We start from the raw sequence: 18388 nt of genomic DNA, 5'->3' as shown, positions 1-18388 counted from the left end.
AAGCTCCTGGGTATGCAAGTCTTTACGGGATAGACGAAATAGCCTGCTTTTTTATACTAAGTTGAGCGAAACGGGAAGATAAAAAGGGTAAAAGTTGCATTTTTAGCCCAGGGGCGGCGGGTAAGTGATCACAAATAAATAACATTTTCCGCAAAGTCGGTTGACAGCAGACAACAGATGAAAATAAATGTCTATACAACCCATGACAAGTGGAATGCCCATGCAGCAGATTCATCCCGACGATGTGATATGGCGAAATGCGCGGCTGGCTACGATGGCGCCGGACGTACCTGAGCCTTATGGCCTGAAAGAGCAACACGCCCTGGTCGTGCGCGGCCACACTATTCTGGCCGTGATCCCTGAACCTGATATTCCACCCGGACACCCTCACTGTGTCGATCTTCAGGGACGTCTGGTCACGCCTGGCCTGATCGACTGCCATACCCACCTGGTGTTTGGCGGCGATCGCGCGGCGGAGTGGGAGCAGCGTCTGAACGGCGTCTCTTATCAAACCATCAGCGCCCAGGGGGGCGGGATTAACGCGACCGTGACGGCGACGCGCAGCAGCTCGCCCGAAACCCTGCTTAAGCTGGCGCAGCAGCGACTTCAGCGTCTGATGAATGAAGGTGTCACCACGGTTGAAATCAAATCCGGATACGGTCTCAACGCCGAGGCCGAAGAGAAAATGCTGCAGGTCGCGCGCCAGCTCAGCCTCAATAATCCGGTTGATATCAGCCCAACGCTGCTGGCGGCTCATGCGGTTCCGCCGGAATACCGACAGGATCCGGATGCGTACCTCACGCTGGTCTGTGATCAGATATTGCCCACGCTGTGGCAAAAAGAGTTATACGAATCAGTAGACGTGTTCTGCGAAAACGTCGGCTTTACGCCGTCGCAAACCGAGCGCCTTTTTAAGGCGGCAACTGCGCTCGGTATCCCGGTGAAAGGGCACGTCGAGCAGCTGTCGAATCAGGGCGGTGCGGCGCTGGTCAGCCGGTATAAAGGACTCTCCGCCGATCATATCGAATATCTTGACGACGCAGGCGTTCAGGCGATGGCGCAAAGCGGCACGGTTGCGGTCCTGTTGCCGGGCGCGTTCTATTTTCTGCAGGAGCGCCAGCGTCCGCCGGTTGAACAGCTCAGAAAACAGGGTGTGCCGATGGCGGTCGCGACCGACTATAACCCCGGTACCAGCCCGTTTGCGAGCCTGCACCTGGCGATGAACATGGCCTGCGTCCAGTTTGGCCTGACGCCTGAAGAGGCCTGGGCTGGCGTCACGCGGCATGCCGCGCAGGCGCTGGGCCGCGGGGAAACCCACGGACAGCTGCGGGCCGGGTTTGTCGCTGATTTTATCGTCTGGGATGCGCATCATCCTGTAGAGATGGTCTACGAGCCGGGACGCAATCCGCTGTATCAACGTATTTTCCGTGGGGAGGCAGTATGAGGTTATGGCGGCCCGTCGCCGAAACGGTCTGGCAGGGGCGCGATGACAGCGCCGAGGCAAGCAACGCAACGCGCATTTTCCAGACGATACGGCAGCAGGGAGCGTTCAAGCCGCTATCATCCGGCATTGCGCTGATAGGCTTTGAATGTGATGCAGGGGTAAAACGCAATCAGGGCAGGCCCGGTGCCGTGCAGGCGCCAGATATGCTGCGAAAGGCGCTGGCGAATATGGCCAGCCATCAGGGACACGATCGGCTGGCGGATATGGGGTCGGTCTACGTTGAAGGTGACGAGCTTGAGGCGGCACAGCAGACGTTAAGCGATGCCGTGACAGCCTGCCAGCGCTCCGGGATGCGCACGCTGGTCTTTGGCGGCGGGCACGAAACCGCCTGGGCACACGGTCGGGGCGTGCTGGACGCGTTCCCGAACGAGCGGGTTGTCATCATCAACCTTGATGCCCATCTCGATCTGCGCAAGGCCGAGCGGGCGACGTCCGGCACGCCGTTTCGCCAGCTGGCGCACTACTGCGATGAGCGCGGGCGGGCATTTCAGTACGCCTGCTTTGGCGTGAGCCGGGCGGCGAACACGCAGGCGCTGTGGGATGAGGCTGAACGCCTGAACGTCACGCTGGTGGAGGATCTCCATTTCAGGCGCGATGCACTGTCCGCGCTGGAAAGTGTGCTGGCGCAGGCCGATCGCGTCTACCTGACAATCGATCTGGACGTCCTGCCCGCCAGCGAAATGCCTGCCGTTTCCGCCCCGGCTGCGTTAGGCATACCGGCACTGGATCTCCTCCCCGTCATCGAACATATCTGCCGTAGCGGTAAGCTCCAGGCCGCCGATCTGGTAGAGTTTAACCCGCAGTACGATCGGGACGGGCAGGGCGCTAAGCTCGCCGCCCGCCTGGCCTGGCAAATTGCTCACTGGTGGGCATAACACTATTCAAGGAGTCACGATGTTTTCACGCTCACCCCTGCCGCAGTCGAGCTCTCCCGCACCTTTCTACGAAAAGGTGAAGCAGGCGATCAGCGAAAAAATCGCCACCGGCGTCTGGCGGCCGCACGACCGCATTCCCTCGGAGGCCGATCTGGTGGCGCAGTTTGGCTTTAGCCGGATGACCGTCAACCGCGCGCTGCGCGAGCTGACCGACGAAGGGCTTCTGGTGCGTTTGCAGGGCGTTGGGACGTTTGTGGCGGAACCGAAAGGGCAATCCGCCCTGTTTGAAATCCGCAGTATTGCGGACGAAATTGCCGCGCGTAATCATCAGCACCGCTGTGAAGTGCTGGTGCTCGAAGAGACCCAGGCCAGCGCCGAGCAGGCGGTAGAGCTGAATGTCAAAGAGGGAAGCCGCATCTTCCACTCCGTGATGGTGCATTTCGAAAACGATATTCCGGTGCAGATTGAAGATCGCTGCGTGAACGCCGAACGGATACCGGACTATCTGAACCAGGATTACACCCAGACCACGCCGCATGCCTATCTTTCGCTTGTCGCACCGCTGACGGAAGGGGAGCACATTGTGGAAGCCGTGCGCGCCACGCCGCAGGAGTGCGAGCGGCTGCGCATTAAAGAGCACGACCCGTGCCTGCTGATCCGCCGTCGAACCTGGTCCTCGTCGCACATTGTGTCGCATGCCCGACTGCTTTTCCCGGGTAACCGTTACCGGCTGCAGGGCCACTTTATGTCATAAGTTTTATAAGCGTGATCGCTAACGCAATATAACAAAATTGTATCTTTTTTGTTAAATCTGACCTTGTGTGTGCTTGTCTATACAAGTATATCTAAATGCATCATCTGTCCCGTATAGGAGCACACAATGTCGTCAGGTAAATACCGCCAGCAGGATGTCCGCGCCGCGCGCGGCACCACCCTTACCGCCAAAAGCTGGCTCACCGAAGCCCCGCTGCGCATGTTGATGAACAACCTCGATCCGGAGGTGGCGGAAAATCCCCACGAGCTGGTGGTTTACGGCGGCATAGGCCGCGCCGCGCGCAACTGGGAATGCTATGACGCAATTGTAAAATCCCTGACCGAACTCGAACACGACGAAACCCTGCTGGTGCAGTCCGGCAAGCCGGTGGGCGTGTTTAAAACGCACAAAAACGCGCCGCGCGTGCTGATCGCCAACTCTAATCTCGTGCCGCACTGGGCAACGTGGGAACACTTCAACGAACTGGACGCGAAAGGGCTGGCGATGTATGGCCAGATGACCGCCGGGAGTTGGATCTACATCGGCAGCCAGGGGATCGTGCAGGGCACCTACGAAACCTTCGTGGAAGCCGGTCGCCAGCACTATAACGGCTCGCTGAAAGGCCGCTGGGTATTGACCGCCGGTCTGGGCGGCATGGGCGGCGCACAGCCGCTGGCCGCCACGCTGGCCGGCGCGTGCTCCCTGAACATTGAGTGCCAGCAGAGCCGCATTGATTTCCGACTGCGCACCCGTTACGTCGACGAACAGGCCGAGAATCTCGATGACGCGCTGGCGCGCATCAAAAAATACACGTCCGAAGGCAAAGCGGTGTCGATTGCCCTGTGCGGCAACGCGGCGGATATTCTTCCTGAACTCGTCGCCCGCGGCGTGCGTCCGGATCTGGTCACCGACCAGACCAGCGCCCATGACCCGCTGCACGGCTACCTGCCAAAAGGCTGGTCGTGGGAAGAATATCAGCAAAAAGCGGAGACCGACCCGGAAGGTACGGTGCTTGCCGCGAAACGCTCCATGGCCGAGCACGTCTCCGCCATGCTGGCCTTCAGCCAGATGGGTATTCCGACCTTTGATTACGGCAACAACATTCGCCAGATGGCGAAAGAGATGGGCGTGAATAACGCCTTCGATTTCCCCGGCTTCGTTCCGGCCTATATCCGTCCGCTGTTCTGCCGCGGCATCGGACCGTTCCGCTGGGTTGCCCTGTCCGGTGACCCGGAAGATATCTACAAAACCGACGCCAAAGTGAAGGAGATCGTCGCCGATGACGAACACCTGCACCACTGGCTGGACATGGCCCGCGAGCGCATTAACTTCCAGGGCCTGCCAGCGCGTATCTGCTGGGTAGGGCTGGAGTGGCGTCAAAAACTCGGCCTCGCCTTTAACGAAATGGTGCGCAGCGGTGAAGTCTCCGCGCCGATTGTGATTGGCCGCGACCACCTGGACTCCGGCTCCGTTGCCAGCCCGAACCGTGAAACGGAAGCCATGCGCGACGGCTCGGATGCGGTGTCCGACTGGCCGCTGCTGAACGCCCTGCTCAATACCGCCAGCGGCGCGACCTGGGTGTCGCTGCACCACGGCGGCGGCGTGGGGATGGGCTTCTCCCAGCATTCCGGGATGGTTATTGTCTGTGACGGAACGGATGAAGCCGCCGCGCGTATCGCTCGCGTGCTCCACAACGACCCGGCTACCGGCGTGATGCGTCACGCGGATGCGGGTTACGAGATTGCCATTGACTGTGCCAAAGAGCAGGGCCTTAACCTGCCGATGATCCCTGCCACACAAGGAAAGCATGAATGAACGCATTAACCCTCACTCCCGGCTCACTGACGCTCAAACAGCTGCGTAACGTCTGGCGTCAGCCGGTCACCCTTTCGCTGGATGAAAGCGCCCACGCCGCCATTAACGACAGCGTGGCCTGTGTGGAAGCCATTGTGGCCGAAGGGCGCACGGCTTACGGGATTAACACCGGCTTTGGGCTGCTGGCGCAGACCCGCATCGCGACGCACGATCTGGAAAACTTACAGCGTTCGCTGGTGCTGTCGCACGCGGCGGGCGTCGGCCAGCCGCTTGACGATGAGATTGTCCGTCTGATGATGGTGCTCAAAATCAACAGCCTGGCGCGCGGTTTCTCCGGCATCCGCCTGAGCGTGATCCAGGCGCTGATGGCGTTGGTGAATGCAGAGGTCTATCCGTGGATCCCGGCGAAGGGTTCCGTCGGGGCCTCCGGCGATCTCGCACCGCTGGCGCACATGTCGCTGCTGCTGCTGGGTGAAGGCAAAGCGCGCTGGCAGGGGGAGTGGCTTCCGGCGAAAGAGGCGCTGAAAAAAGCCAGCTTAACGCCGATCACGCTGGCGGCGAAAGAGGGGCTGGCGCTGCTGAACGGCACCCAGGCGTCGACCGCCTTCGCGCTGCGCGGCCTGTTTGAAGCGGAAGATCTGTTTGCCTCGGCGGTGGTGTGCGGTGCGCTGACCACCGAAGCGGTACTGGGCTCGCGTCGCCCGTTCGATGCCCGCATCCACGAGGTGCGCGGTCAGCGTGGGCAGATTGATGCTGCCGCGATGTACCGTCACGTGCTTACCGACACCAGCGAGATCGCGGAGTCACACCACAACTGTGAAAAGGTGCAGGATCCGTATTCCCTGCGCTGCCAGCCGCAGGTGATGGGCGCGTGCCTGACGCAGCTGCGCCAGGCGGCGGAGGTGCTGCTGGTGGAGGCCAACGCGGTGTCCGATAACCCGCTGGTGTTCGCTCAGGAAAACGAGGTGGTCTCCGGCGGTAACTTCCACGCCGAGCCGGTTGCGATGGCGGCGGATAATATCGCCCTGGCGATTGCCGAAGTCGGCGCGTTGTCCGAGCGCCGTATCGCGCTGATGATGGATAAACATATGTCCCAGCTGCCACCGTTCCTGGTGCGTAACGGCGGGGTCAACTCGGGCTTTATGATTGCCCAGGTGACGGCCGCAGCGCTGGCAAGCGAGAACAAAGCCCTGTCGCATCCGCACAGCGTGGACAGCCTGCCAACCTCGGCGAATCAGGAAGATCACGTTTCGATGGCACCGGCGGCCGGGCGTCGTCTCTGGGAAATGGCCTCCAACACCCGCGGCGTGCTGGCGGTGGAATGGCTGGCGGCGAGTCAGGGTATCGATCTGCGTGAGGGGCTCAAATCCAGCCCGCTGCTGGAGCAGGCGCGTCAGGTGCTGCGCGAGCACGTCACCCATTACGACGACGACCGCTTCTTTGCCCCGGATATTGATAAGGCGATGCAGCTTCTGGAAGAGGGACGCCTTGTAGGACTGCTACCTTCAGTGCTGTGATTTTTGCCCGGTGGCGCTGCGCTTACCGGGCCTACGAATGAGAAATCCAGGCCGGGTAAGGCGTTGCCACCACCCGGCTTTTTTCAGGAATACATCGCCGTAATCGATGCGCTCCCGAGCGAATGGAAATGCACGTTAAACCCGACCATCGCGCCGCTCGCGCCTTCATCGACCTCAATCTTCTCCACATCCAGCGCGTGCACCGTGAAGATATAGCGGTGGGTTTCCCCTTTTGGCGGCGCTGCGCCGCCGTAGCCCGCTTTACCAAAGTCAGTGCGCGTCTGAATGGCACCTTCAGGCAGGGCAACCAGGTCTGAACCGGAACCCTGCGGTAGTACGCGCGTGTCGGCAGGCAGGTTCGCCACAATCCAGTGCCACCAGCCGGAGCCAGTTGGCGCATCCGGGTCGTAGCAGGTCACGACAAAGCTTTTGGTGCCTGCCGGAACCTCGTCCCACGCCAGGTGCGGGGAGATATTGTCTCCCTGATAACCCATGCCGTTAAAAACGTGACGCTCCGGCAGTTTTTCGCCGTCGCGCAGATCTTTACTGATGATTTTCATACGGTTTACCCTCGTTGATCGCTCGTTCAGCAAGTGTAATGCATAGGGTTAAATCGTGAAATGCGCGGGAATGTTAACGGCTGTTACGACCGCGTCGGTTAATTTACGCAGCTGCTCCGGCGTAATGCTGTACGGCGGCATCAGGTAGATAAGCTTGCCGAAAGGCCGTACCCACACGCCCTGGTCTACAAAGAAGCGCTGCAGGGCTGCCATATTCACCGGATGGATGGTTTCAATCACCCCGATGGCGCCCAGCACGCGCACGTCCGCGACGAAGTTCGTCCCCGAGGCGGCGCTCAGCTCCGCTTTCAGCTGCGCTTCAATCGCCGCAACCTGCGCCTGCCACTCGCCGCTCGCCAGAATCGCCAGGCTTTCACTCGCCACGGCGCAGGCCAGCGGGTTACCCATAAACGTCGGGCCGTGCATAAAGCAGCCTGCTTCGCCGTCGCTGATGGTGTCGGCCAACTGGCGGGTCGTGAGCGTGGCGGAGAGCGTCATGGTGCCGCCCGTCAGCGCTTTGCCGAGACACAAAATATCCGGGGCGATACCCGCATGCTCGCAGGCAAACAGCTTGCCAGTGCGGCCAAAGCCGGTGGCAATCTCATCGGCAATCAGCAGAATGCCCTCGCGGTCGCACATCCTGCGAATACGCCTCAACCATTCCGGATGGTACATCCGCATTCCGCCCGCGCCCTGCACGATCGGTTCAAGAATGACGGCAGCAATCTCGTGACGATGTGCTGCCATCAGCCGCGCGAAGCCGACCATGTCCATCTCGTTCCACTCCCCGTCGAAGCGGCTCTGCGGCGCAGGGGCGAACAGGTTTTCCGGCAGATACCCCTTCCACAGGCTGTGCATGGAGTTATCCGGATCGCACACCGACATCGCTCCGAAGGTATCCCCGTGATAGCCGTTGCGGAAGGTGAGGAAACGCTGGCGCGTTTCGCCTTTAGCGTGCCAGTACTGCAGCGCCATTTTCATCGCCACTTCCACCGCCACGGAGCCGGAATCCGCCAGGAAGACGCACTCCAGCGATGCAGGCGTCATCGCCACCAGACGGCGGCATAAATCCACCGCGGGCTGATGGGTGATCCCGCCAAACATCACGTGCGACATCTGGTCAATCTGGGCCTTCATCGCCGCATTCAGGCGCGGGTGGTTGTACCCGTGAATGGCCGCCCACCAGGAAGACATCCCGTCAACGAGCCGCTCGCCGCTGGCGAGGCGCAGCTCGCAGCCGTGGGCGGAGGCCACCGGATAAACGGGAAGGGGGCGGGTCGTGGAGGTGTAAGGGTGCCAGATATGCTGCTTGTCGAAGGCGAGATCGTCCTGGGTCATAATCGACTTGTAAACCATTTTGAAAAGTTTTAGGTTTACGAGTATAAACCGAACCGAAAATTAACAAAACCCTTTGGAGAAGCCCGATGGCTCACCACGCACGCTGGACGATGTCGCAAGTTACTGAATTATTCAACAAACCTTTCCTTGAGCTGATGTTCGAAGCCCAACAGGTGCATCGTCAGCACTTCGATCCCCGCCATGTTCAGGTCAGCACCTTGCTGTCGATCAAGACCGGCGCCTGCCCCGAAGACTGCAAATATTGCCCGCAGAGTGCGCGCTACAAAACCGGTCTGGAGTCAGAGCGCCTGATGGAAGTGGAGCAGGTCCTCGACTCCGCGCGCAAGGCGAAAAACGCTGGCTCAACCCGCTTCTGCATGGGCGCGGCGTGGAAGAACCCGCACGATCGCGACATGCCGTACCTGGAGCAGATGGTGAAGGGCGTGAAGGAGATGGGCCTCGAAGCCTGCATGACCCTTGGTACGCTCAACGAAGAGCAGGCGCAGCGCCTATCGGCCGCGGGGCTGGATTACTACAACCACAACCTCGACACCTCGCCGGAATTTTACGGCAATATCATCACCACGCGTACCTACCAGGAGCGTCTGGATACGCTGGATAAAGTGCGTGATGCGGGGATCAAGGTCTGCTCCGGCGGCATCGTGGGCTTAGGCGAAACGGTGAAAGACCGCGCGGGCCTGCTGCTGCAGCTGGCGAACCTGCCGACCCCGCCGGAAAGCGTGCCAATCAACATGCTGGTGAAGGTCAAGGGCACGCCGCTGGCGGATAACGAGGACGTGGATGCGTTTGATTTTATCCGCACCATCGCGGTGGCGCGTATCATGATGCCAACGTCTTACGTTCGCCTCTCAGCGGGCCGCGAGCAGATGAACGAGCAGACCCAGGCGATGTGCTTTATGGCCGGCGCCAACTCCATCTTCTACGGCTGCAAGCTGCTGACCACGCCGAACCCGGAAGAGGACAAAGACGTTCAACTGTTCCGCAAGCTGGGGCTGAACCCGCATCAGACCGAGGTGCTGACGGGCGATAACGAGCAACAGCAGCAGCTGGAGCAGCAGATTTTCAACGCCGACACCGACCAGTTCTACAACGCGGCAGCCGTATGACCTGGCAGGCACGTATCAACTCTGCGCTTGACGACCGTCGGGCGGCAGAGGCATTTCGCGTTCGCAGGGTGGTGGAAAACGGCGCGGGTCGTTTTCTTACCCGTGAAGGCCAGCGGTTCTGCAATTTCTCCAGCAATGACTATCTCGGGCTGAGCCAGCATCCGGCCATTATCCGCGCCTGGCAGCAGGGCGCGGAGCGGTTTGGCGTGGGCAGCGGCGGATCGGGACACGTCAGTGGATACACCACGGCGCATCAGGCGCTGGAAGAGGAACTGGCTGACTGGCTCGGCTACCCGCGCGCGCTGCTGTTTATCTCCGGCTTTGCCGCCAACCAGGCGGTCATCACGGCCCTGATGGGGAAGGCGGACCGCATTGTCGCCGACCGCCTGAGCCACGCCTCCCTGCTGGAGGCAGCAAATTTAAGCCCGGCGCAGCTGCGGCGTTTTGCCCATAACGATGCGGGACAGCTTGCTGCGCTGCTGAATAAACCCTGCGAAGGACAACAGCTGGCGGTCACGGAAGGGGTGTTCAGCATGGACGGCGACAGCGCGCCGCTTGCCGCGCTGCACGAGGCCGCAAAGCGGCAGCATGCCTGGCTGCTGGTGGACGATGCCCACGGCACTGGTGTGATGGGCGACGAAGGGCGCGGGAGCGCGTATCAGCAAAACGTGAAGCCGGAACTGCTGATTGTCACCTTTGGCAAAGGCTTTGGCGTCAGCGGCGCCGCCGTGCTGTGCAGCGAATCTATCGCCGACTATCTGCTGCAGTTTGCCCGCCACCTGATTTACAGCACCAGCATGCCTCCGGCGCAGGCCGTGGCGCTGTCGGCGTCGTTGGCAGTCATCCGCAGCGCGGAAGGGGATGAGCGTCGCCAGCGTCTGGCAGAGCATATCGTCCGCTTCCGTCAGGGACTCGCAGCGCTGCCCTTCCGCAGCACCGATTCGCAGAGCGCTATCCAGCCGGTGATTGTCGGTGAAAATGCCCGCGCGCTGGCCCTGGCACAGGCGCTGTGCCAGCGCGGCATGTGGGTGACCGCCATCCGCCCGCCAACAGTACCACCGGGCACGGCGCGGCTGCGCTTAACCCTGACGGCGGCGCATGAACGACAGGATATTGAGACGTTGCTGGAGGCGCTCCATGATGCCGGTGAATAAGCAGGCCATCGCGGCGGCATTTGGCCGCGCCGCGCAGAGCTATTCGCAGCATGATGAGCTGCAGCGTCTGAGTGCGCAGGGGCTTCTGGCCACGCTTGGCGAGAACCGTTTTCCCCAGGTGCTTGACGCCGGGTGTGGTCCCGGCAGCAACAGCCGCTACTGGCGCGGAGCGGGAAGCCAGGTGACGGCTATCGATCTCTCAGTACAGATGCTGGAAGAGGCGCGCCAGCGGCAGGCAGCAGATCGTTATCTGCTGGCCGATATCGAGGCGATCCCGCTGGCAGATGCGCAGTTTGATCTGGTCTGGAGCCATCTGGCAGTCCAGTGGTGCAGCAGCCTGCCGCAGGCCTTGCGCGAGCTTTATCGCGTGGCGCGACCGGGCGGGAAGGTGGCGTTTACTACCTTGCTGGAAAGTTCGCTGCCGGAGCTGAATCAGGCCTGGAAAGCGGTGGATGAGCAGACGCATGCTAACCGGTTTTTATCGCATGAACAGGTGACGCAGGCGCTGGCAGGCTGGCGCGCTCGTAGCGTGGTGCAGACCATCACGCTCAATTTTAGCGATGCGTTCAGCGCCATGCGTTCGCTGAAGGGCATCGGCGCCACGCACCTGCATACCGGACGCGAGAAAAAACCGCTCACCCGCGGTCAGCTTCAGCGCCTTGAGCTGGCCTGGCCGCAGCAGCGGGGTCAATTCCCGCTCTCCTATCAACTTTTTCATGGGATTATCGAACGTGACTGAACGTTATTTTGTCACCGGCACGGACACAGAAGTGGGTAAAACGGTGGCCAGCTCGGCGCTGCTGCAGGCGGCACGCCTGCTCGGGAAAAACACCGCCGGGTATAAACCCGTGGCGTCCGGCAGCGAGATGACGGCGGAAGGGTTACGCAACACCGACGCGCTGGCGCTCCAGCGTAACAGCACGCGTGAACTCGCCTATTCCGCGGTGAATCCGTACACCTTTGCCGAGCCGACCTCGCCGCACATTGTCAGCGCCGATGAAGGCCGTCCGATTGATTTCGCCGTGCTGTCCGTCGGATTGCGGACGCTGGAAAGCCAGGCCGACTGGGTGCTGGTGGAAGGGGCTGGCGGCTGGTTTACGCCGCTTTCAGACACGCAGACGTTTGCTGACTGGGTGCAGGCCGAGCAGCTTCCGGTCATTCTTGTCGTCGGCGTCAAGCTGGGCTGTATCAATCACGCCATGTTGACCGCGCAGGCCGTACAGCAGGCCGGACTGCGTCTGGCGGGCTGGATAGCCAACGACGTGGTTGCGCCGGGTAAACGACACCTGGAGTATCTGGCGACGCTCAGGCGCGTCCTGCCCGCGCCGTGCCTCGGGGAGATCCCCTGGCTTGCTGACGGCGCGGAAAATGCCGAAACCGGACGTTATCTCGATCTCAGCGTTTTGCTTCCCGCGACATCCAGTGAGCGATAAGCTCATCATCCAGTTCGTTAACGTGGCCCTGCGCCACGTTACGCCCGCGATAGAGCATACAGAAACGGTCCGCCACCCGACGGATAAACGACAGCTGCTGCTCCGCTAACAGCACCGTCATACCCAGCTCCCGGTTTAATCGCCCCAGCAGCTGCACCAGCTTCTGGGCAACGCTGTGCCCCGCGCCGTGCAGGGGTTCATCGAGGATCAGCAGGTGAGGGCGGTTTACCAGCGCATTAGCCAGCGCCAGCTGATACTGGTCGTCCGGAGAGAGCGTGTTGGCGCGGGTTTGCCGCACCCCATAGAGCGCCGGAAACAGGTCGTAAACGTCATTTTTCGCCTCCGGGTTAGGTTTCCCCGTCGCCCGCATGGCGATATGCAGGTTCTCTTCAATCGTTAGCTGAGAGAAGATCCGCCTGTCCTGCGAGACATAGCCAATCCCCGGCCCGGAGCGCTGTTCTGACGGCGGGTGGAGCAAATCACGCGGCGGCGCGCCCGCCTCATACCAGATGATGCTGCCGCTTTCGACGGGCACTTTCCCGGCGATGCAATTCATGAGGGTGGTTTTCCCCATACCCGGCAGACCAACGACGCCTGTACACATCCCTTGCGGAAAATCTAAATCCACATTCCATAGCGTATGTTGACTTCCGTAAAACTGATTCACTGCACGCAGACTCAACATCTTTCTCTCCTTAAAAATGTGTGTAGGTGTGGCTCGTGGATGAATCTGCAAAACCCCTGCCATAAAGCGGAAAGTGGTTAAAAAAGCGACTTTTTTAGGAATAAGTCACAGAAGCGCGGCGGATAAAAACCGGGCTTGCACATCGACGGTGCTGGCGGTGGTGAGTTGTGGTGCAGAGCCCGAAAGGGTGAAAATGTGAGCAAGATCGCATCGGTTGGTTATGAATGACGCAACTGTTAATCAGCAAAAAATAGCTATAAAAATTTTTTGCCGCCGTCTCGTGGGAAAATCCGGGAATTTGCGGAGCGCCAGTCTGTATGGGCTGGAAGCACTTATCCACTATTCCTGTGGATAACCATGTGCATTAGAGTTAGAAAACACGCGATAAGCGAGAGAAGACGCGGCTTACGCCCAAATTGACGCGAAACGCGGCTTTAGAAAATATCGTTTAGTTTTTAATTGCTTAGATAAAAGCAATTCCCGTCATGAAAGTGTCACCGGTTGCCACAAAACTATCATTACCTGGCTTGACAAATGTTAAAAAAGAAAAAGTTCTGGGGATAACCTGACCTGACTGGTGTTTTATGTTGTCACAGTCCAAATTTTGGTCGCTATCGCGCTAATCATTCAGGCGCTACTCTAAATATCCTGACATGCTACTGGTTTTTCATCCAGTGTTTTTTACTGGCATTCCTGGCAACAAGGAGTAAAATTACTCACCTGCCGCTTATAACGTCATCAGGTTGTCGCCCATGAGTAAACCGTTCAAATTGAATTCTGCTTTCCGTCCATCTGGCGATCAGCCTGAGGCGATACGTCGTCTGGAAGAGGGGCTGGAGGATGGGCTGGCGCACCAGACGCTGCTGGGGGTCACCGGCTCGGGTAAAACATTTACCATTGCCAACGTGATTGCGGATCTCCAGCGCCCAACGATGGTGCTGGCGCCCAATAAAACCCTGGCGGCGCAGCTTTACGGCGAGATGAAAGAGTTCTTCCCGGAAAACGCGGTGGAGTATTTTGTCTCCTACTACGATTACTACCAGCCTGAAGCCTATGTGCCGAGCTCTGACACCTTCATTGAAAAAGATGCCTCAGTGAACGAACACATCGAGCAGATGCGACTGTCGGCCACGAAGGCGCTTCTGGAGCGTCGCGATGTGATCGTCGTTGCCTCGGTTTCCGCGATCTACGGTCTGGGCGATCCGGATCTCTATCTCAAGATGATGCTGCACCTGACGCAGGGGATGATCATCGACCAGCGCGCGATTTTGCGGCGCCTGGCGGAGCTGCAGTACACCCGCAACGACCAGGCCTTCCAGCGCGGCACCTTCCGCGTGCGCGGTGAAGTGATCGACATCTTCCCGGCAGAATCGGACGATATGGCGCTGCGCGTCGAGCTGTTTGACGAAGAGGTTGAACGCCTGTCGCTCTTCGACCCGCTGACCGGACACGTTGAGTCGGTGATCCAGCGCTTCACCATCTACCCGAAAACGCACTACGTGACGCCGCGCGAGCGTATCGTGCAGGCGATGGAAGAGATCAAAGTGGAGCTGGCCGAGCGCCGTAAGGTGCTGCTGGCGAACAATAAGCTGCTGGAAGAGCAGCGCCTGAGTCAGCGTACCCAGTTCGACCTGGAGATGATGAACGAGCTGGGCTACTGCTCCGGCATTGAAAACTACTCCCGCTTCCTCTCCGGGCGCGGCCCGGGGGAGCCGCCGCCGACGCTGTTTGATTACCTTCCGGCCGACGGTTTGCTGGTGATCGACGAATCCCACGTCACGATCCCGCAGATCGGCGGGATGTATCGTGGCGACCGGGCGCGTAAGGAGACGCTGGTGGAGTACGGTTTCCGCCTGCCGTCAGCGCTGGATAACCGTCCGATGAAATTTGAAGAGTTTGAGGCGCTGGCGCCGCAAACCATCTACGTCTCGGCCACGCCGGGCAACTATGAGCTGGAAAAATCGGGCGATGAGGTGGTTGACCAGGTGGTACGTCCGACCGGGCTGCTGGATCCGGTTATCGAGGTGCGTCCGGTGGCCACGCAGGTGGACGACCTGCTCTCTGAGATCCGCGCCCGTTCCGCCATCAACGAGCGCGTGCTGGTGACCACGCTCACCAAGCGTATGGCGGAAGACCTGACCGAGTATCTCGAAGAGCACGGCGAGAAGGTGCGTTATCTGCACTCGGATATCGATACCGTGGAGCGCATGGAGATTATCCGCGACCTGCGTCTGGGTGAGTTTGACGTGCTGGTAGGGATTAACCTGCTGCGAGAAGGTCTCGATATGCCGGAGGTCTCGCTGGTGGCGATTCTGGACGCGGACAAAGAGGGCTTCCTGCGCTCTGAACGCTCCCTGATCCAGACCATTGGCCGCGCCGCGCGTAACGTCAACGGGAAAGCGATTTTGTACGGTGACAAAATTACCCCGTCGATGGCGAAAGCGATTGGTGAGACGGAGCGCCGCCGTGAGAAACAGCAGCGCTACAATGAAGAACACGGCATTACCCCGCAGGGGCTGAACAAGAAGGTGGTGGATATTCTGGCGCTGGGTCAGAACATCGCCAAAACCAAAGCGAAAGGCCGCGGCAAGGCGCGTTCACTGGTGGAAGAAGATACCGTCGTGCTGACGCCAAAAGCGCTGCAGCAGAAAATCCACGAGCTGGAAGGGCAGATGATGCAGCACGCGCAGAACCTGGAGTTCGAAGAGGCAGCGCAGATCCGCGACCAGCTTCATCAGCTGCGGGATCTGTTTATCGCGGCATCATAGCTTAAAGCAGCGTGTTTTCTCCCTCTCCCCGGGGAGAGGGCCGGGGTGAGGGCATCAGGCCGCACAAAACGAACCTAACCCAGCGCCTGAATCGCCTTCTCCAGTGCCTCGCGCAGCAGATGGCGGTCGTGGCGATACTTGATGTCTGAGGCCTCCAGCGGCTCCTGCACTACCAGACGATCGCCAATCCCTGACACATCCACTTTTGGGCCTACGACTACGCCGTCAATGATTTTCTTGCCGACGTAATGCTCCATTAATTCAAGCTTGTCCGCCAGCGACAGGCTCGCCGCCGCCGGGCTCAGTTCACGTCCCAGATTACCGATGTAAACCATCGGCGCCGGGGTGCGGCGCAGCGCCTGCGCCAGCTCTTTCACCAGCAGAATGGGCATCAGGCTGGTGTAAAAACTGCCTGGACCGATCAGGATAAGATCCGCTTCCCCGATTGCCTCTACCGCTTCACGCGTGGCGGGCACGCTCGGATAGGTCATTAACTCCGTTGGCGGCAGGAGGAGCTGGTCAATGTTCACCTCACCGTAAACTTCATGCCCTTCGGCGTCGATGGCCATCAAGTCAACCGGTTGTTCAGACATGGGGATCAGAAATGCGTCCACTTTGAGCAGATTACGGATCAGATTGATGGCTTCGAGAGGCCTTACGCTCAGGTGATCCAGCGCCTTTAACATCAGATTTCCGAGGTTATGTCCGGAAAGTTCGCCATTACCGCCAAAACGGTACTCAAACATCGCCGACGCGACGCTCGGCTCGGTAATTAACTGGTTCAGGCAGTTGCGCATATCGCCCCAGGCAATGCCGCCTTCGGCACGTCTGATCCGCCCGGTTGAGCCGCCGTTGTCGGTGGTGGTCACTATCCCTGTCAGCCTTGAGCCGAGTGACGACAACGAGGACATGACGCGGCCCAGGCCGTGGCCTCCGCCAAGAGCGACCACTCGGTCAAGATCCGCAAAAGTGCGATTGCGCATACGTATTCCTTATCACGTTCGATCGCGTAACAGTAACCTAACTACCCCTAAAAGACGATGCCTCACCCGAAGCAAAATGACGTATATCAATGTGAAAGTGCAGTTTTTAGGTATTCTGTAGCGAAAATGGACGAATGATTCGCTATATACATAATTATATAGCGAAAAGCGACAATGGCGCAGTCCGACTTTCCGCGCTACTATCGCCCTAACCACGTTTTCAACATTGAAAACATACACTCTAGCCCTTGTGCCTGTGTCGAAAGATATGGCGCTCTGGCCGTGGCGAATGTGCCACCAGGGTACAGAAAGAAATGACTGTGCCTCCCGATCTGGAAAGGTGTACATGGCTTCACAACTTACTGATGCTTTCGCGCGTAAGTTTTATTACTTACGTCTGTCGATTACCGATGTGTGCAACTTCCGTTGCACCTACTGCCTGCCCGATGGTTACAAACCGGGCAGCGTCACCAATAACGGCTTTCTCTCCGTGGATGAAGTGCGCCGCGTCACGCGCGCCTTCTCTGAGCTCGGCACCGAAAAAGTGCGCCTTACCGGCGGTGAACCCTCGCTGCGCCGCGATTTCCCCGACATCATTGCCGCCGTACGTGAAAACGAACGTATCCGCCAGATTGCGGTGACCACCAACGGTTACCGTATGGCGCGCGACGTAGCCACCTGGCGCGATGCGGGCTTAACCGCCATTAACGTCAGCGTGGACAGTCTGGATGCCCGCCAGTTCCACGCCATTACCGGCCAGGATAAATTCCAGCAGGTCATGGACGGTATCGATGCGGCATTTGCGGCCGGCTTCGAAAAAGTCAAAGTCAACACGGTGCTGATGCGTGATGTAAACCATCACCAGCTTGATACCTTCCTGGCGTGGATCAAATCCCGCCCCATTCAGCTGCGTTTTATCGAGCTGATGGAAACCGGCGAGGGCAGTGAGCTGTTCCGTCGCCATCACATCTCCGGCATGGTGCTGCGCGACGAGCTGCTGAAACGCGGCTGGATCCACCAGATCCGCCAGCGCAGTGACGGTCCGGCACAGGTCTTCTGTCATCCTGATTATGAAGGTGAGATCGGGCTCATCATGCCTTACGAGAAAGACTTCTGCGCCAGCTGCAATCGCCTGCGCGTCTCTTCCGTGGGTAAACTCCATCTCTGCCTGTTCGGCGACGGCGGCGTGGACCTTCGCGATCTGCTGGAAGACGATGCGCAGCAGGACGCGCTTGAAGCGCGCATTTCTGAAGCACTGACGCATAAAAAACAGACCCACTTCCTGCATCAGGGCAATACCGGCATTACTCAGAACCTGTCTTACATCGGCGGGTAACCAGTCTTAAGAAGGAATCAGAAGATGAGTCAGGTTAGCGCAGAATTTATCCCGACACGCATTGCAATCCTTACGGTTTCCGACCGTCGTGGTGAAGAGGATGATACCTCCGGCCACTGGCTGCGCGAGGCGGCCCATGACGCGGGGCATAACATTGTTGATAAAGCGATCGTGAAGGAGAACCGCTACGCCATTCGCGCGCAGGTCTCGCAGTGGATCGCCAGTGATGAGGTGCAGGTGGTGCTGATCACCGGCGGCACCGGCTTTACCGCGGGCGATCAGGCGCCTGAAGCGCTGCTCCCGCTGTTCGACCGCGAGGTGGAAGGCTTCGGCGAGGTGTTCCGCATGCTCTCCTTTGAAGAGATTGGCACCTCCACGCTGCAGTCGCGCGCCGTTGCCGGGGTGGCGAACAAAACCCTGATTTTCGCCATGCCGGGCTCGACGAAAGCCTGCCGCACCGCGTGGGAAAACATCATCGCCCCGCAGCTGGATGCCCGTACCCGTCCGTGTAATTTCCATCCCCATTTAAAGAAATAAGC

Annotated in this window: 16 protein-coding genes and 1 riboswitch; of the genes, 12 read left to right on the top strand and 4 right to left on the bottom strand. The window is 59.4% G+C overall.

What is annotated here, in order from left to right; translation table 11 throughout:
- The first annotated feature begins 220 nt into the window (after nt 1-220).
- From hutI to hutH, 5 genes are all read left to right on the top strand, one after another.
- A complete protein-coding gene (gene hutI / locus CWR52_RS05615) occupies nt 221-1444 on the top strand; it encodes an imidazolonepropionase (RefSeq protein ID WP_104949083.1) in 1224 nt (407 codons plus the stop codon).
- Complete coding sequence (hutG, locus tag CWR52_RS05610) at nt 1441-2379, top strand: formimidoylglutamase (RefSeq protein ID WP_104949082.1); 939 nt, start codon at nt 1441-1443, stop codon at nt 2377-2379. The genes hutI and hutG overlap by 4 nt, the downstream gene beginning before the upstream one ends.
- Nucleotides 2380-2398: 19 nt before the next feature.
- Entirely contained in the window at nt 2399-3133 is a 735-nt protein-coding gene (locus tag CWR52_RS05605) for a histidine utilization repressor (RefSeq protein WP_104949081.1), read from the top strand.
- Between the two features lie 126 nt (nt 3134-3259).
- A complete protein-coding gene (gene hutU / locus CWR52_RS05600; RefSeq protein WP_063621199.1) occupies nt 3260-4948 on the top strand; it encodes a urocanate hydratase in 1689 nt (562 codons plus the stop codon).
- A complete protein-coding gene (hutH, locus tag CWR52_RS05595; protein ID WP_104949080.1) occupies nt 4945-6465 on the top strand; it encodes a histidine ammonia-lyase in 1521 nt (506 codons plus the stop codon). Before hutU ends, hutH begins: the two co-directional genes overlap by 4 nt.
- A gap of 83 nt (nt 6466-6548) precedes the next feature.
- On the opposite strand, the gene CWR52_RS05590 is transcribed toward hutH, so the two are convergent.
- Both CWR52_RS05590 and bioA read right to left on the bottom strand, forming a co-directional pair.
- The gene (locus CWR52_RS05590) at nt 6549-7025 is read right to left on the bottom strand and encodes a kinase inhibitor (protein ID WP_008501131.1); all 477 of its coding nucleotides are present in this window, start codon (nt 7023-7025) and stop codon (nt 6549-6551) included.
- A 48-nt stretch (nt 7026-7073) separates the two neighbouring features.
- Nucleotides 7074-8363, bottom strand: coding sequence for an adenosylmethionine--8-amino-7-oxononanoate transaminase (gene bioA / locus CWR52_RS05585; protein WP_414650400.1), 1290 nt, complete (start codon nt 8361-8363; stop codon nt 7074-7076).
- 86 nt (nt 8364-8449) lie between these two features.
- Here bioA and bioB point away from each other — a divergent pair, with 86 nt between their 5' ends.
- From bioB to bioD, 4 genes are read left to right on the top strand one after another with little or no spacing between them, the layout of a single operon-like run.
- Nucleotides 8450-9490, top strand: coding sequence for a biotin synthase BioB (gene bioB / locus CWR52_RS05580; protein WP_008501133.1), 1041 nt, complete (start codon nt 8450-8452; stop codon nt 9488-9490).
- Complete coding sequence (bioF, locus tag CWR52_RS05575) at nt 9487-10644, top strand: 8-amino-7-oxononanoate synthase (protein WP_104949078.1); 1158 nt, start codon at nt 9487-9489, stop codon at nt 10642-10644. The genes bioB and bioF overlap by 4 nt, the downstream gene beginning before the upstream one ends.
- Nucleotides 10628-11383, top strand: a complete 756-nt coding sequence (gene bioC / locus CWR52_RS05570; RefSeq protein WP_104949077.1) for a malonyl-ACP O-methyltransferase BioC — start codon at nt 10628-10630, stop codon at nt 11381-11383. The genes bioF and bioC overlap by 17 nt, the downstream gene beginning before the upstream one ends.
- Nucleotides 11376-12077 carry a dethiobiotin synthase gene (gene bioD / locus CWR52_RS05565; protein WP_104949076.1) on the top strand — a complete coding sequence of 234 codons (702 nt, stop codon included), beginning with the start codon at nt 11376-11378 and terminating at the stop codon, nt 12075-12077. The genes bioC and bioD overlap by 8 nt, the downstream gene beginning before the upstream one ends.
- Here the strand turns inward: bioD and CWR52_RS05560 are convergent.
- Nucleotides 12040-12762 carry an ABC transporter ATP-binding protein gene (locus tag CWR52_RS05560; protein WP_104949075.1) on the bottom strand — a complete coding sequence of 241 codons (723 nt, stop codon included), beginning with the start codon at nt 12760-12762 and terminating at the stop codon, nt 12040-12042. The genes bioD and CWR52_RS05560 overlap by 38 nt on opposite strands.
- Before the next feature lie 752 nt (nt 12763-13514).
- Between CWR52_RS05560 and uvrB the strand changes: the two genes are divergently transcribed.
- Complete coding sequence (uvrB, locus tag CWR52_RS05555) at nt 13515-15530, top strand: excinuclease ABC subunit UvrB (protein WP_104949074.1); 2016 nt, start codon at nt 13515-13517, stop codon at nt 15528-15530.
- Between the two features lie 74 nt (nt 15531-15604).
- Here the strand turns inward: uvrB and yvcK are convergent, their stop codons facing one another.
- The gene (yvcK, locus tag CWR52_RS05550) at nt 15605-16513 is read right to left on the bottom strand and encodes a uridine diphosphate-N-acetylglucosamine-binding protein YvcK (RefSeq protein ID WP_048992088.1); all 909 of its coding nucleotides are present in this window, start codon (nt 16511-16513) and stop codon (nt 15605-15607) included.
- 225 nt (nt 16514-16738) lie between these two features.
- A riboswitch (molybdenum cofactor riboswitch) is annotated at nt 16739-16872 on the top strand.
- Here yvcK and moaA point away from each other — a divergent pair.
- Both moaA and moaB read left to right on the top strand, forming a co-directional pair.
- Entirely contained in the window at nt 16860-17849 is a 990-nt protein-coding gene (gene moaA, locus CWR52_RS05540) for a GTP 3',8-cyclase MoaA (RefSeq protein WP_104949073.1), read from the top strand. (Overlaps the previous riboswitch by 13 nt.)
- 24 nt (nt 17850-17873) lie before the next feature.
- Nucleotides 17874-18386, top strand: coding sequence for a molybdenum cofactor biosynthesis protein B (moaB, locus tag CWR52_RS05535; protein ID WP_045403780.1), 513 nt, complete (start codon nt 17874-17876; stop codon nt 18384-18386).
- Nucleotides 18387-18388: the final 2 nt, after the last annotated feature.

The organism is Enterobacter sp. SGAir0187, assembly GCF_002952735.2.
Classification (GTDB): domain Bacteria; phylum Pseudomonadota; class Gammaproteobacteria; order Enterobacterales; family Enterobacteriaceae; genus Enterobacter; species Enterobacter quasiroggenkampii.
Note: the sequence above shows the minus strand (reverse complement) of the source record. Positions and strands in the feature narration are given on the sequence as shown.

Bases quoted from the DNA above. Each gene is read 5' to 3' on its own strand.
- CWR52_RS05590 (WP_008501131.1), bottom strand. From the start codon at position 7,025: ATGAAAATCATCAGTAAAGATCTGCGCGACGGCGAAAAACTGCCGGAG.
- bioB (WP_008501133.1), top strand. From the start codon at position 8,450: ATGGCTCACCACGCACGCTGGACGATGTCGCAAGTTACTGAATTATTC.
- bioA (WP_414650400.1), bottom strand. From the start codon at position 8,363: ATGACCCAGGACGATCTCGCCTTCGACAAGCAGCATATCTGGCACCCT.
- bioF (WP_104949078.1), top strand. From the start codon at position 9,487: ATGACCTGGCAGGCACGTATCAACTCTGCGCTTGACGACCGTCGGGCG.
- yvcK (WP_048992088.1), bottom strand. From the start codon at position 16,513: ATGCGCAATCGCACTTTTGCGGATCTTGACCGAGTGGTCGCTCTTGGC.
- bioC (WP_104949077.1), top strand. From the start codon at position 10,628: ATGATGCCGGTGAATAAGCAGGCCATCGCGGCGGCATTTGGCCGCGCC.
- CWR52_RS05560 (WP_104949075.1), bottom strand. From the start codon at position 12,762: ATGTTGAGTCTGCGTGCAGTGAATCAGTTTTACGGAAGTCAACATACG.
- hutG (WP_104949082.1), top strand. From the start codon at position 1,441: ATGAGGTTATGGCGGCCCGTCGCCGAAACGGTCTGGCAGGGGCGCGAT.
- hutH (WP_104949080.1), top strand. From the start codon at position 4,945: ATGAACGCATTAACCCTCACTCCCGGCTCACTGACGCTCAAACAGCTG.
- uvrB (WP_104949074.1), top strand. From the start codon at position 13,515: ATGAGTAAACCGTTCAAATTGAATTCTGCTTTCCGTCCATCTGGCGAT.
- hutI (WP_104949083.1), top strand. From the start codon at position 221: ATGCAGCAGATTCATCCCGACGATGTGATATGGCGAAATGCGCGGCTG.
- hutU (WP_063621199.1), top strand. From the start codon at position 3,260: ATGTCGTCAGGTAAATACCGCCAGCAGGATGTCCGCGCCGCGCGCGGC.
- moaB (WP_045403780.1), top strand. From the start codon at position 17,874: ATGAGTCAGGTTAGCGCAGAATTTATCCCGACACGCATTGCAATCCTT.
- moaA (WP_104949073.1), top strand. From the start codon at position 16,860: ATGGCTTCACAACTTACTGATGCTTTCGCGCGTAAGTTTTATTACTTA.
- CWR52_RS05605 (WP_104949081.1), top strand. From the start codon at position 2,399: ATGTTTTCACGCTCACCCCTGCCGCAGTCGAGCTCTCCCGCACCTTTC.